This window comes from Curvibacter fontanus (genome assembly GCF_054780335.1).
In genome coordinates, this window is the sequence record NZ_BAAGWN010000005.1 from 89,957 (window position 1) to 103,744 (window position 13,788).

Consider the following 13,788-nt stretch of genomic DNA (forward strand, 5'->3'; position numbering starts at 1 on the left):
TTCCGACACCGGCGACAGAGCCCACTGACCATGAAGATCCTCGTGCTTGGTGCCGGCGCCTGGGGGACGGCGCTGGCCATGAGCGCCAGCCAGAACCCGCAGCTTCGCCACGAGGTCACGCTGTGGGCGCGCGACGCAGTGCAGGCCGCAGCCATGCGCGCGACGCGTCTCAATGCCCGCTACCTGCCCGATCTGCCCCTGCCGGTTTCCCTGCGCGTGGTCGATGGCCCGGCCCGAGGGCTGGCTGCCCTGGCGCAAGGGCAGGATCTGGTGGTGGTCGGCACCCCCATGGCGGGTTTGCGTGGCGTGCTGCAAGAGCTGGCCGGCTTCGATCAGGCCGTGGCCTGGCTGTGCAAGGGTTTCGAGCCGGCCGATCAGGGGCGCCACGGCCTGCTGGCCCATGAAATCCAGGCCCAACTGGCGCCCGGCTTGCGGGCTGGTGTGTTGAGCGGCCCCAGTTTCGCGCAGGAGGTGGCGCGCGGCCAGCCCACCGCCCTGGTGGCGGCCAGTCGCCACGCCGCCGTGCGCGAGCGCCTGGTCCAGGCCTTCCACAGCCCGACCCTGCGCGTTTATGACAACGAGGACATCGTTGGTGTCGAGGTCGGCGGCGCAGTGAAAAACGTGCTGGCCATCGCCACCGGCCTGTGCGATGGCCTGGGCCTGGGCCTCAATGCCCGGGCCGCCCTGATCACGCGCGGCCTGGCCGAGATGACCCGCCTGGGCCTGGCGCTGGGGGCGCGCGCCGAGACCTTCATGGGGCTCTCGGGGCTGGGCGACCTGGTGCTCACGGCAACAGGCGACCTCAGCCGCAACCGCAAGGTCGGACTGCTGCTGGCCCAGGGGCAGACGCTGGCGCAGGCCGTGGCCTCGCTGGGCCACGTGGCCGAGGGCGTCTACTGCGCCCGCACCGTGGTGCAACGTGCGCAAAGCCTGGGCGTGGAGATGCCGATTTCCCAAGGCGTGGTGGCCTTGCTCGACGGCCGTATGCGGCCGGAGCAGGCCGTGGCAGCCCTCATGGGCCGCGACCCGACACAAGAAACCTGACAGCTCCCATCGCGGAACGCCGTGGCACCTGCTTTGCCGGGCCACTGGCGTTGCCCCCTGCAAGGAGGGTGGCGTAGCGCCACAACGTGGCGCGCAGCCTGGGGGTCAGCCTTTCGTTATGCGCTTGTTGATGTGCGCGATCGCTTCTTCCACCTGGTCCACCAGGATCAGGCACAGATCACCCTCGCCCAGTTTGTCCATGGCCGTGTCGATGGCCAGGAACTCACCGCGGATCTCGTGCACGTCGCGCGTGCGCTTGGCTTCGGACAGACCCGAGCGCAGCAGGGCCAGTACCTCGCCGTCGGCACGGCCGCGCTGGCAGGCGTCCTCGAACAGCACGATCTGGTCGAAGGCATCGCCCAGGATGCGGGTCTGCTCGCGGATGTCCTCGTCGCGCCGGTCGCCAGCGCCGCTGATGACAACCGAACGGCGCTGGGCCGGCATGGCCCCCACGGCCTGCACCAGGGCCAGCATGGCGTCGGGGTTGTGGCCGTAGTCGGCGATCACCGTGGCGCCCTTGTAGCGGAACAGGTTGAAGCGGCCCTGGGCATTGTTGCTGTCGTTGTCGAAGCTGGCCAGGCCCTGGCGGACGAGTTCCCAGTCCAGGCCCAGGGCCCAGACGGCACCTACGGAGGCCATGACGTTCTCGACCTGGAAACCGATGGTGCCGCCCAGGGTGAGCGGCACGGCGGCCAAGGGCAGGCGGTGCAGGACCTTGCCTTCGGCGGCCACCAGATGGCCGTCTTCGACATACACCGCGCGTTTGCCCTGCGCCAGGTGGGTGGCCATGACGGGGTTGTGCCGGTCGGCGGCGAAGTAGGTGATCAGGCCGCTGCGGCACTGGTTGGCCATGGCCGCCACGATGGGGTCGGCCGCGTTCAGCACGGCGGTGCCCCGGTCCGAGATGTTCTGCACGATCACGCGCTTGAGCACCGCCAGGTCTTGCACCGTGGTGATGAAGTTCAGGCCCAGATGGTCGCCGCTGCCCACATTGGTGACCACCGCCACGTCGCAGCGGTCGAAGGCCAGGCCTTCGCGCAGCATGCCACCGCGCGCGGTCTCCAGCACGGCGGCGTCCACATCGGGGTGCTGCAGCACATTGCGCGCGCTCTTGGGCCCGCTGCAGTCGCCGGTATCGATGCGCTCGCCACCGACGTAGACGCCGTCGGTGCTGGTCATGCCCACGCACAGCTTGTTCTGCGTGAGCAGATGGGCGATCAGGCGCACGGTGGTGGTCTTGCCGTTGGTGCCGGTCACGGCCACCAGGGGGATGCGGCCGTTGTCCTGCTCGCCGAACATGGTGGAGATGATGGCCTCGCCCACCGCCCTGCCCTTGCCGTAGGAGGGCGAGAGATGCATGCGCAGGCCAGGCGCGGCATTGACCTCGACCACACCGCCGCCGGTTTCTTCCAGCGGCTGCAGGATGTTGTCGCAGACCATGTCCACGCCGCAGATGTCCAGCCCCACCATCTTGGCGGCGATGATGGCGCGGTGCGCAACCTCGGGGTGCACATCGTCGGTCACGTCGGTGGCGCTACCGCCGGTGGACAGGTTGGCGTTGTGGCGCAGCGAGACGCGCCGGCCGCTGGCCGGCACGGAATCGGCGTTCAGGCCCTGGCCGGCCAGGCAGGCCAGCGCGATGTCGTCGAAGCGGATCTTGGTCAGCGAAGTCGAGTGGCCCGTGCCGCGGCGCGGGTCCTGGTTGACCTGCTCCACCAGCGCGCGGATGGTATGCACGCCGTCGCCCACCACCGTGGGCGGGTCGCGGCGGGCGGCGGCGACCAGCTTGTTGCCCACCACCAGCAGGCGGAAATCGTTGCCGGGCAGGAAACGCTCGACCAGGATCTCGTTGTCGAATTCGGAGGCGGCTGCGTAGGCCTTGAGCAGCTGTTCGCGCGTGGTGATGTTGACCGTGACCCCCTTGCCCTGGTTGCCGTTCTTGGGCTTGATGACCACGGGCAGGCCGATCTCACCGGCGGCGGCCCAGGCCTCTTCGGCCGAGGTGATCTCGCGCCCCAGCGGTACGGGGACGCCGGCGCTGGCCAGCAGCTTCTTGGTCAGTTCCTTGTCCTGGGCGATGGATTCCGAAATCGCGCTGGTCACATCCATCTCGGCGGCCTGGATGCGGCGCTGCTTGCTGCCCCAGCCGAACTGGATCATGCTGCCCGAGGTCATGCGGCGGTAGGGGATGCCGCGCGCTGTTGCGGCGTCGGCGATGGAGCCGGTGCTCGGGCCCAGGCGCACGTCTTCGTCGAGTTCACGCAGCTGGCCCAGGGCGGCGGCCAGGTCGAAGGGCGTGTCCTCCAGGGCGGCGCGGCACAGCAGTTGCGCCAGTTCCAGCGCCAGGAGGCCGACGGCCTCTTCGGAATACTCGACCACCACCTGGTAGACGCCGGGTTCTACCGTGGGCGTGGTGCGGCTGAAGGTCACCGGACAGCCGGCCTGGGCCTGCAGGCCGAGCGCGGCGAGCTCCAGTACATGGGCCAGGGGCACCGTGTCGTCATGGCCGGTGGGGTTCAGCGGCAGGATCTGAGGGAAACGCGTGCGCAGGCGCATGCCGAAGTTCTGGCGCGGGCTCAGTTCGCACTCGGTCGGCGTGCAATGGACGACGGCCTCGATGGCGGTGTGGTGGCTCCACAGATTGGGGCCGCGCAGGGCGCGGATGCGTGTGACTTCCATGTCAGTGGTCGTGGTTGAGGTTGGCCTTGAAAGTGCGCAGGCCGGCGCCGATCAACTCGGGTCGCACGTCCAGCGCCCAGGCGGCAGCCACGGCGGCCATCACCATGTCGGGTTTGGCGGCCTTGGCCGGGTTGAGCGTGTCCAGCGGGATCTCGTTGACTTCGTCCATGCCCTGCGCCAGCACGATGTGGCGCTCGCGCAGGAACACCGTGCGCTCGCCCTGCTGCCGGTGCCGGGCAATCGCCGGGAGTTGGGCGTCGGGGCCGTAGAAGATGACCTTGCCGTCACACAGCGCCGCCATCTCGACCACACGCGGATCGGCGGCGTTGAGCACGGCCGTGCCGCTGGGCAGGATCACGTCGACCTGGGTGCGCACCACGTTGTAGAGCTTGTCGGCGTCGTCGATGTGGAAGTCGGCCAGCTCTTCCAATCCGTCCAGGTCGGTGACCACGCCCACCGTGCAGCGGTCGTAGGCCAGGCCTTCGGACAGGATGGCGCGGTGGCTGTGTTCGAGCACGGCGGCTTCCAGCGAGCGGTTGATCAGCAGGCGCTGGCCGGTTGCCCAGTCCGAGCAGTCGCGGGATTCGACCTGGCGCGGGCCGAGGAAAAAGCCGTCGCGGCAGGCCAGGCCGACCTGGGTGCCGTTGATGTGCAGCAGCCAGTTCACCAGGCGTGCGATGCGGGTGGTGTTGCGTGTGCCGGTGATGCCCACGATGGAAATGCGGCCCTGGTCTGCGCCTGGGAAGAGGTGGGCCACGATGGCCTGGCCCACATTGCGCGGCTGGCCTTCGGCCGGTTTCAGGTGCATCAGCAGGCCGGGGCCGGCATTGACCTCGATGATGGCCCCGCCCTGTTCGGCCAGGGGGCGCGAGATGTCGGGTGTGACCAGGTCGATGCCGGCGATGTCCAGCCCGACCACCCGCGCGGCCAGTGCGGCGGCGGCGGCCACCTGCGGGTGCACCTGATCCGTCACGTCGTAGGCGAGATCGCCGTGGCGACGGATCAGCACGACCTGACCGGCCGGCGGCACCGAGTTGCCATCCATGCCCTGGCGGCTGAGTTCCAGCTGGGCGATGGGTTCCTTGTCCAGGATCAGGGGTTCCAGGGGGAATTCCTCTTCTTCGCCGCAACGGGGGTCGTTGTTGATCTGGCTGTCGATCAACTGCAGGACGGTGGAATGGCCGTCGCCGGTGATGGTCTGCTTCTTGCCGCGTGTGGCGGCCACGACCTGGCGACCCACGACCAGGAGGCGATGGGCCTCGCCCTCGATATATTTTTCCACCAGCACGCCGCTGCCTTCGGCATCCGCAGCCTGCCAGGCCTTGGTGACCTCCTCACGCGTGTGCAGGTCGGTGAACACGCCGCGGCCATGGTTGGCGTCCGTGGGCTTGACGGTCACGGGCACGCCGATGTCCTGCGCCACGTCCCAGGCCTGTTCGGGGCTTTCCACCTCTTCGCCGGCCGGGACCGGCACACCGCAGGACTGCAGCAGTTCCTTGGTGAGCTGTTTGTCGCTGGCGATGCTTTCGGCAATGGCGCTGGTCTGGTCGGTTTCGGCCGTCCAGATGCGGTGCTGGCGGGCGCCATAGCCCAGCTGCACCAGATTGCCCTCGTTCAGGCGGATGTGCGGGATGCGGCGGTCGGTCGCCGCTTCGACGATGTGCGCCGTGCTCGGGCCCAGGTAGAGCCGGTCGCAGAGCTCGCGCAGGCGGGCCACGGTGGCGGCCACGTCGTAGGGCCGGTCCTCGATGGCGGCCAGCAGCAGTTCGCGCCCGGTCTCCAGGGCGGCACGGCCCACTTCTTCCTGGCGCGTGCGAAAGGCCATCTTGTAGACGCCGCGCCGGGAGGTGCTGCGTGTCTGGCCGAAGCCGGTGGCCATGCCGGCCATGGATTGCAGCTCCAGCGCCACGTGTTCCAGGATGTGGCCGGCCCAGGTGCCGTCACGCAGGCGTTCCAGGAAACCGCCGATTTCACCGATGCCGCAGCGGTGCTGGGCCAGGCCGGGCAGCAGGGTGGTCAAACGCTCGTAAAATCCGGGGATGACGTTGGAAGGCCGGTCTTCCAGCTCCCCCAGGTCCAGCCAGGCTTCGATGACCGGACGGTAGGTCCAGATGTTGGGACCGCGCAGATGGCTGACCCGCAGAATTTGAAGGTTTTTTTGAGTCATGAGGCTAGGCAGGGTGAACGATCTGTCCCTGCGATGGTCTTGCTCGCTGGCATCGCCAGATCGTGCTGAGGCTGCGGTTGGTCTCCAAGGTGTCGTGCATAAAACGGGGACAATCGACATCAGCAAATCCCACCCCAGGTTCTGGATTCCATGACTCGTGTGACCCCGTCAGCAGCTCTATTATCTTTCAGCGACGTTCCGGCGGAATGGCTGGCCGAAATCCGTCCGCAACTGCACTCTGAGGAGAACGTTCAGGCGGTGCTGGAGGTTGACCTCGACACCCGGCTGCAGTTCGGCCGCGGCCTGCTGGTGGCGACCGAGCGGCGCCTGCTGGCCCGTGCCCCGGGGCAGCCCGCCTGGTTGAGCTGGGAATACCACCGCGGGCTGCAGCTGAGCCAGCACGACCATGCCGGCGTCGGCCATCTGGAACTGCTGGACGGCCAGGGCCGGCTGGCGCACTGGTGTTACACCCTGGGGCAGAACCTGCAGGCCGTGCGCCTGGCCGAACAGGTGGGCCGCCAGCTGCGCAGCCTGGACACCGGCCAGCCCGTGCCCGCCCCGGTCGGGCATGACTGCCCGATCTGCAAGGCGCCGCTGGACCCCGGGCAGGACGAATGCCCGATCTGCGCCAAGGTCATCCACACCCCGCCCTCGACCTGGACCCTGTTGCGCCTCTGGCGTTTCGCCCGGCCCTACAAGGGCCAGCTGCTGCTGGGTTTTGTGCTGACCCTGCTGGGCACGGCGGCCAGTCTGGTGCCGCCCTACCTGACCATGCCCTTGATGGACGAGGTGCTGGTGCCATTGGAGACGGGCAAACAGGTCGACCCCATGCTGGTCGTGCTCTACCTCAGCGGTCTGCTGGGGGCGGCTGTGCTGGCCTGGGGCCTGACCTGGGCCAAGACCTATATCCTGGCCCTGGTGTCCGAGCGCATCGGCGCCGACCTGCGCACCACCACCTACGACCATCTGATGCGCCTCTCGCTCGAGTACTTCGGCGGCAAGCGCACGGGCGACCTGATGGCGCGTATCGGCAGCGAGACCGACCGCATCTGCGTCTTCCTCTCCCTGCACCTGCTGGACTTCTTCACCGACCTCATCATGCTCTTGATGACGGCGGCCATCCTCTTCTCCATCAACCCCTGGCTGGCCCTGGCCACGCTGATCCCGCTGCCCATCATCATGTGGATGATCCACGCGGTGCGGCACCGCCTCAAGACCGGTTTCGAGAAGATCGACCGCGTCTGGTCCGAGGTCACCAGCGTGCTGGCCGACACCATCCCCGGCATCCGCGTGGTCAAGGCCTTTGCCCAGGAAAAACGCGAATCGGCCCGTTTCCACGAGGCCAACCGCCAGAACCTGCTGGTCAACGACCGCATCAACAAGATCTGGTCCCTGTTCGCGCCGAGCATCTCCTTCCTGACCGAGGTCGGTCTGCTGGTGGTCTGGGGCGTGGGCGTCTGGCTGGTGGCCCGAGGCGAGACCTCGGTGGGCGTGCTCACGGCCTTCATCGCCTACATCAGCCGCTTCTATGGCCGGCTGGACTCCATGAGCCGCATCGTCTCCTGGACCGAACACTCGGCCTCGGCCACCAAGCGCATCTTCGACATCCTGGACCACGTCTCCAGCGTGCCCGAGCCGGTGCAGCCGGTGCACCTGGATCGGGTACAGGGCCGTATCGAGGTGCGCGACGTGGGTTTCCGCTACGGCAACCGTGAAGTCAACCGCGGCATCAACATCACCATCGAACCGGGCCAGATGGTGGGCCTGGTCGGCCACAGCGGCTCGGGCAAGAGCACCCTGGTCAACCTGATCTGCCGTTTCTACGACGTGACCGAGGGTTCGATCCGCATCGACGGCGTGGACATCCGCTCGCTGCCCGTGGCCGAGTACCGCCGCAACATCGGCCTGGTGCTGCAGGAGCCCTTCCTCTTCTTCGGCACCATTGCCGAGAACATCGCCTATGGCAAGCCCGACGCCACGCGCGAGCAGGTCATGGCGGCCGCGCGCGCCGCCCATGCGCACGAGTTCATCCTGCGCCTGCCCCAGGGCTACGACTCCATCGTCGGTGAACGCGGCCAGGGCCTGTCGGGCGGCGAGCGCCAGCGCATCTCGATCGCGCGCGCGCTGCTGATCGACCCGCGCATCCTAATCCTCGACGAGGCCACGGCCTCGGTGGACTCCGAGACCGAGAAAGAAATCCAGAAGGCCCTGGACAACCTGGTGCAGGGCCGTACCACCATCGCCATCGCCCACCGCCTCTCCACCCTGCAGCGCGCCGACCGGCTGGTGGTGCTGGACCGCGGCCAGGTGGTGGAGGAGGGCACACACGACGAACTGATGGTGCGCCAGGGGGCCTACTACAACCTCTACCAGGCCCAGGCCCGCAACGTCGACACCGACATGGACGACGCTGAAAACGATGTGAGCCCGGAACGCAAGGACGACGCCAAATGAACCCGCGCCCCCTCCTGAACCTGACCCAGACGGCGGCGACCCTGAAGCGCAATGCCTACGGCAAGCTGGTTCTGACCCTGGTCGATGGCCAGGTCCGCACGGGCGTGGTGCCGGTGCGCGCCTTTCCCATCCAGGCGCCCGAGCGCGACATCTCCCTGCTCGATGCCGACGGCCACGAGGTGGCCTGGGTCGACGAACTGGCCCGTGTGCCCGAGCCGGCCCAGGGCCTGATCCGCGCGGCGCTGGCCGAGCGCGAGTTCATGCCCGAGATCCGCGCCATCCTGGGCGTCAGCAGTTTTTCCACGCCCAGCACCTGGCAGGTGCGCACCGACCGCGGCGATACGGCCTTCGTGCTCAAGGGCGACGAGGACATCCGCCGCCTGGCGGGCAACACCCTGCTGGTGACCGACTCGCACGGCATCCAGTTCCTGATCCGCGACATGGCGGCGCTGGACCGCGAGAGCCGCCGCCTGCTCGATCGCTTCAAGTAGGCCGCTTTCATCCGGCCTTGCTGACCATGAAACCTGTTTTTGACTTTTCCGATGCGGCGCTGCGCCAGTCGGCCCAGGCCGACGTGGCCCGCGCCCTGCAGGAAGACGTGGGCGGTGGCGACCTGACCGCCGGCCTGATCGACCCGTCGCGCCAGGCCCATGCGCGCATCCTGGCGCGCGAAGCGGCCGTGATCTGCGGTGGGGCCTGGGTGGAGGCCACCTTGCAGCAGGCGGTACCTGAAGCCCGCGTGACTTGGCATGTGCGCGACGGCCAGCGTTGCGCCGTTGATCAGGTGGTGCTGGAACTCGGCGGCCCGGCGCGTGGCCTGCTCACCGCCGAGCGGACGGTGCTCAACTTCCTGCAATTGCTCAGTGCCGTGGCCACGCAGACGGCGGTGTATGTGGCGGCCGTACAGTCCGTGCCGGGCAACCGCGCGCAGATCGTGGACACGCGCAAGACCCTGCCGGGCCTGCGCCTGGCGCAGAAGTACGCGGTGCACTGCGGCGGGGGCTTCAACCACCGCATCGGTCTGTACGACGCCGTGCTGATCAAGGAAAACCACATCGCTGCCGCCGGGGGCGTGACGGCCGTGCTGCAGCGCGCCGCCGCCGTGGCGCCCACGGCCAAGTTCGTCGAGATCGAAGTCGAGACACTCGATCAGCTCCGAGAAGCCCTACAGGCCGGTGCCACCATGGTGCTGCTCGACAATATGAGCCTGGAGATGATGCGCGAGGCCGTGCGCCTGAACGCCGGGCGCGCCATCCTGGAAGTCTCGGGCGGCGTGAACATGGGCACGGTGCGCGAGATTGCCGCCACGGGTGTGGACCGCATCTCCATCGGGGCCCTGACCAAGGATGTGAAGGCCGTTGATTTCTCCATGCGGTTTACGGAGCTGTGATGAGCGCGACCCAAGTCATCGACGTCGAATACGAACAGCCCGAAGGCGCGGCCTGCTCCACGCATCACGCCTGGGCGCGTGTGCCCGTCGAGCCCACACCCTCCGAGCGTGCGGCGCTGAAAGACAAAATCCGCCGCCTGCTCAAGGAAAAGAACGCGGTCATGGTCTCGCACTACTACGTGCACCCGGACCTGCAGGACCTGGCCGAGGAGACCGGCGGCATCGTCAGCGACTCGCTGGAGATGGCGCGTTTCGGGCGCGACCACGCGGCCCAGACCCTGGTGGTCTCGGGGGTGCGTTTCATGGGCGAGACCTCCAAGATCCTCTCGCCGCACAAGCGCGTGCTCATGCCCGACCTGGACGCGACCTGCTCGCTGGACCTGGGCTGTCCTGTCGACGAGTTCTCGGCCTTCTGCGACGCCCATCCCGACCGCACCGTGGTGGTCTATGCCAACACCAGCGCGGCCGTGAAGGCGCGCGCCGACTGGTTGGTCACCTCCAGCTGCGCGCTGGACATCGTGCGGGCACTCAAGGACCAAGGCCACAAGATCCTTTGGGCGCCGGACCGCCACCTGGGTGGCTACATCGAGCGCGAGACCGGGGCCGACATGCTGATGTGGAACGGCTCCTGCATCGTGCACGACGAGTTCAAGAGCTTCGAGCTGGAAGAACTCAAGAAGGAACACCCCCTGGCCAAGGTGCTGGTGCACCCCGAATCACCGGCCGCCGTGGTGGCCCTGGCCGATGCCGTGGGCTCGACCTCGGGCATCCTCAAGGCCGCGCAGGAGTTCGACGCGCCCGTCTTCATCGTCGCCACCGACAAGGGCATGATGCACAAGCTGCGCACGCTCAACCCCGGCAAGACCTTCATCGAAGCGCCCACCGCCGGCAACAGCGCCACCTGCAAGAGCTGCGCCCACTGTCCCTGGATGGCCATGAACGGCCTGGCCGGCGTGGCCCATGTGCTGGAACACGGCAGCAACGAGATCCATGTGGACCCGGCGCTGATCCCGCGCGCCCGTCTGCCCATCGACCGCATGCTGGCCTTCACGGCCGCGCTCAAGGCCGGCCAGCCGGTCTCGGGCCTGGTGCCCCATATCGGGGCGGCCTGAAAGGAAACACCCCCGAGACGCTCCGCGTCTCCCCCTCAAGGGGGTGCTACCAGCGGACTGGCAAAGCCAGCTCCGCGGGAGCCCTGGAATGGCCGGCTACGCGGCCTTGCGCTGCTTGCCCTTCCTTCCGTTCGGGCTGAGCCGCCTGTCCTGAGCAAAGTCGAAGGGGTCGAAGTCCCGATCTTGTTCCTCGCATTCCTTGGACTTGGGACGGCATAATCGGCGCGAGAAGGAGTTCACCCATGCCCCGCAACGTGCTTGCCGTCTACCCTGGTACCTTCGATCCCATGACCCTGGGGCATTCCGACGTGATACGGCGTGCGGCCCAGCTCTTTGACCGTGTCATCGTGGGCGTTGCTGCGGCTCACCACAAGAAGACCATGTTCACGCTGGACGAGCGCATCGGCATGGTGCGCGAAGTCATGCACGATCAGCCCAATGTGGTGGTCGAGAGTTTTTCCGGCCTGCTGCGTGACTTTGTCGTGGGGCGCGGCGCCAAGGTGGTGATCCGTGGCCTGCGTGCCGTCACAGACTTCGACTACGAATTCCAGCTGGCCGGGATGAACCGCAGCCTCATGCCCGAGGTCGAGACGGTTTTTCTCACGCCCAGCACGAGCTACCAGTTCATCTCCAGCACCCTGGTGCGCGAGATTGCCACCCTGGGCGGCGAGGCCGAGAAGTTCGTCGACCCCCTCGTGGCCACGCGCCTGCAGGAAAAGATCCGCAGCCTGGGCCGCGCCTGAGCTCGGCGGTGAAGCATCCTGTTGCAAAACCGGGGCCCGGTCGTCACCGGCATGCAATGCCTGCGTCGCATAATTGACGCATGACCGAACTGATCCTGATCCGCCACGGCGAGACCGACTGGAACCGCGAGCTGCGCTTCCAGGGGCAGCTCGACGTGCCGCTTAACGCGATCGGCCTGGAGCAGGCACGCCGCCTGGCCGACCGCCTGGCCCTGCAGCCCGTGCATGCACTGGTTAGCAGTGACCTGCAGCGGGCCCTGCAGACGGCGCAGGCTCTGGCGCAGCGTGCCGGTCACGCTGCGCCCTTGTCCGAGTCCGGCTTGCGCGAGCAGCACTTCGGCATGGCCGAAGGCCTGCGGGCGCCCGACATCCAGGCCCGGCACCCCCAGGCCTGGGCGCAATGGGTGCGTTTCGACGAGCACTACGCTTTTGACGGCGGCGAATGCACCCGCGACTTTCATGTCCGTGTGCTGGGCGTCTTGCGCGCCCTGGCGCAGCGCCATGCGGGGCAGACCCTGGCCGTGGTCACCCACGGGGGGGTGCTCGACATGGTCTACCGCAGCGCACTCGGCCTTTCATTGTCGGGCCCGCGCGTGAGCGAGATTCCCAACGCCGGCATCAACCGCGTGCGCCTGCGGGGCGAGGCCATCGACATCCTCGATTGGGCCGACACCCGCCATCTGGCCGACCTGCCGCCGCAGCCGGTTTATGACCAGCAGCGCCTGGCGCGTGAGCGCGAGGCTGTGACCCCGGCTACCTCGCAGGCGGCCGATAGCGCCTGACGCGGCCGTGGTTTTCAGCCAGGGCGGATAATCAGACCACCATGGCCTTGATGATCACCGACGAATGCATCAACTGTGATGTCTGCGAGCCCGAGTGTCCCAACCAGGCGATCTATCTCGGGCCGGAGATCTATGAGATTGATCCGTCGCGCTGCACCGAGTGCGTGGGCCATTTCGATGAGCCGCAGTGTGTGCAGGTCTGCCCCGTGGCCTGCATCCCGGTGAATCCGGAGGTCGTGGAAGACCGCGAAACCCTGTGGCGGAAATACCAGCGTCTGCAGGCTGAGGCCCAGACTGCAGGCAAGCCGTCGGCGGCCTGATCACTTCGACACCGGAGCCCGGTAGGCCGGGATTTTCTCTTTGTTGCCGCTTTTCTTTTTCCCGTCGGCCTTTTGTGCGGCCTTGTCGGTATCGCGCTGGACCTTGTCGGCCCGTTCAACGTCGCGCTGGGCTGCCGCCTCTTCCTTCTGCCGGGTCTTTTCCAGCGTGTTGCCCGCGCGTTTTTCGTGTTGGACGCTGGCGTCATGCGCCTTGCGCTGCTCGGGACTTCGGCTGTCCGTCGCGTCGACGGCGTTGCCGCCAGGGCAGGGGGTCTGGCTGTAGCTGCTGCCGCAGCGGTAGACGGTCTGCGCCGACAATCCGGTGCACAGCGTCATGGCAGCGATCGCAAGAATGTGTGACAGCGTCTTCATGCAGGTTCTCCTTCCTTGGGGGGCAGATCAGCGGGGCGCGGCGGTTTGGGCCGGGGCGGCTTGCTGGTGTGGATCAGCAGGGTGGCTTTCTCCATCTCGCCGGCCAGCAGATCCGGCAGGGCCTTGACCGAGCGCACGATGCAGTCCTCGATGGCCGTGCGGTGCTCGGGCGAGGGTTTCTTGAGCACCCAGTTCACCACCTCGGACTTCACGCCCGGATGGCCCACGCCGATGCGCAGGCGCCAGTAGTCGTCGGTGCCCAGCCTGGCATGGATGTCGCGCAGGCCGTTGTGGCCGGCATGGCTGCCGCCGAACTTGAGCTTGACCTGGCCCGGCACGATGTCCAGCTCGTCGTGCGCAACGAGGATTTCCTCGGGCTGGATCTTGAAGAAGCGCGCCAGCGCCGCCACCGATTTGCCCGATTCGTTCATCCAGGTCTGCGGCGCCAGCAGCCAGACGGTCTGGCCCTTCACGGTGGTGCGTGCCACCAGGCCGTGGTAGCTCCTGTCCATGACCGGGTTGACCTTGAGCTCACGCGCCACGGCCTCGATCCACCAGAAGCCGGCGTTGTGCCGGGTGGCCTCGTATTCGGGACCGGGGTTGCCCAGGCCGACAAACAGTTTGATCATGCGCGGATTATCAGTGCATCGTGGGGGGGCGCCCGGCGGGCCGGGACTCCAAAAAAAACGGCCCACCGAAGTGGGCCGTTGACGCAAAGCCAGGAG

The 13,788-nt window shown here is 67.6% G+C and carries 12 protein-coding genes; 8 read left to right on the forward strand and 4 right to left on the reverse strand.

Translation table 11 applies throughout. From position 1 onward, the window contains the following. Nucleotides 1–30 precede the first annotated feature (30 nt). The gene (locus ACYVH8_RS03460) at nucleotides 31–1,044 is read left to right on the forward strand and encodes an NAD(P)H-dependent glycerol-3-phosphate dehydrogenase (RefSeq protein WP_460487487.1); all 1,014 of its coding nucleotides are present in this window, start codon (nucleotides 31–33) and stop codon (nucleotides 1,042–1,044) included. A gap of 105 nt (nucleotides 1,045–1,149) precedes the next feature. On the opposite strand, the gene cphA is transcribed toward ACYVH8_RS03460, so the two are convergent. Together cphA and ACYVH8_RS03470 are read right to left on the reverse strand one after the other, a co-directional pair. Then, nucleotides 1,150–3,723: a cyanophycin synthetase gene (gene cphA / locus ACYVH8_RS03465; protein WP_460487488.1), complete on the reverse strand. Its 2,574-nt coding sequence runs from the start codon at nucleotides 3,721–3,723 to the stop codon at nucleotides 1,150–1,152. A 1-nt stretch (nucleotide 3,724) separates the two neighbouring features. Beyond that, nucleotides 3,725–5,890, reverse strand: coding sequence for a cyanophycin synthetase (locus tag ACYVH8_RS03470; protein ID WP_460487489.1), 2,166 nt, complete (start codon nucleotides 5,888–5,890; stop codon nucleotides 3,725–3,727). Between the two features lie 150 nt (nucleotides 5,891–6,040). Between ACYVH8_RS03470 and ACYVH8_RS03475 the strand changes: the two genes are divergently transcribed. From ACYVH8_RS03475 to ACYVH8_RS03505, 7 genes are all read left to right on the forward strand, one after another. Beyond that, on the forward strand, nucleotides 6,041–8,344 hold the full coding sequence (locus ACYVH8_RS03475; RefSeq protein ID WP_460487490.1) for a cyanophycin metabolism-associated ABC transporter: 2,304 nt from the start codon (nucleotides 6,041–6,043) through the stop codon (nucleotides 8,342–8,344). Then, nucleotides 8,341–8,835 (forward strand): cyanophycin metabolism-associated DUF1854 family protein, encoded by a 495-nt coding sequence (locus tag ACYVH8_RS03480; RefSeq protein WP_460487491.1) that lies wholly within the window; start codon nucleotides 8,341–8,343, stop codon nucleotides 8,833–8,835. Before ACYVH8_RS03475 ends, ACYVH8_RS03480 begins: the two co-directional genes overlap by 4 nt. 26 nt (nucleotides 8,836–8,861) lie before the next feature. After that, complete coding sequence (gene nadC / locus ACYVH8_RS03485; protein ID WP_460487492.1) at nucleotides 8,862–9,734, forward strand: carboxylating nicotinate-nucleotide diphosphorylase; 873 nt, start codon at nucleotides 8,862–8,864, stop codon at nucleotides 9,732–9,734. Further along, nucleotides 9,734–10,846 (forward strand): quinolinate synthase NadA, encoded by a 1,113-nt coding sequence (gene nadA, locus ACYVH8_RS03490; RefSeq protein WP_460487493.1) that lies wholly within the window; start codon nucleotides 9,734–9,736, stop codon nucleotides 10,844–10,846. Before nadC ends, nadA begins: the two co-directional genes overlap by 1 nt. A gap of 242 nt (nucleotides 10,847–11,088) precedes the next feature. After that, complete coding sequence (gene coaD / locus ACYVH8_RS03495) at nucleotides 11,089–11,589, forward strand: pantetheine-phosphate adenylyltransferase (RefSeq protein ID WP_460487494.1); 501 nt, start codon at nucleotides 11,089–11,091, stop codon at nucleotides 11,587–11,589. 80 nt (nucleotides 11,590–11,669) lie between these two features. Beyond that, nucleotides 11,670–12,371, forward strand: a complete 702-nt coding sequence (locus tag ACYVH8_RS03500; RefSeq protein ID WP_460487495.1) for a histidine phosphatase family protein — start codon at nucleotides 11,670–11,672, stop codon at nucleotides 12,369–12,371. Nucleotides 12,372–12,412: 41 nt separating this feature from the next. Then, nucleotides 12,413–12,691: a YfhL family 4Fe-4S dicluster ferredoxin gene (locus tag ACYVH8_RS03505; RefSeq protein WP_460487496.1), complete on the forward strand. Its 279-nt coding sequence runs from the start codon at nucleotides 12,413–12,415 to the stop codon at nucleotides 12,689–12,691. On the opposite strand, the gene ACYVH8_RS03510 is transcribed toward ACYVH8_RS03505, so the two are convergent. Together ACYVH8_RS03510 and pth are read right to left on the reverse strand one after the other, a co-directional pair. Further along, on the reverse strand, nucleotides 12,692–13,063 hold the full coding sequence (locus ACYVH8_RS03510) for a hypothetical protein (RefSeq protein WP_460487497.1): 372 nt from the start codon (nucleotides 13,061–13,063) through the stop codon (nucleotides 12,692–12,694). Beyond that, nucleotides 13,060–13,692 (reverse strand): aminoacyl-tRNA hydrolase, encoded by a 633-nt coding sequence (pth, locus tag ACYVH8_RS03515; RefSeq protein ID WP_460487498.1) that lies wholly within the window; start codon nucleotides 13,690–13,692, stop codon nucleotides 13,060–13,062. The genes ACYVH8_RS03510 and pth overlap by 4 nt, the downstream gene beginning before the upstream one ends. Between the last annotated feature and the right edge of the window lie 96 nt (nucleotides 13,693–13,788).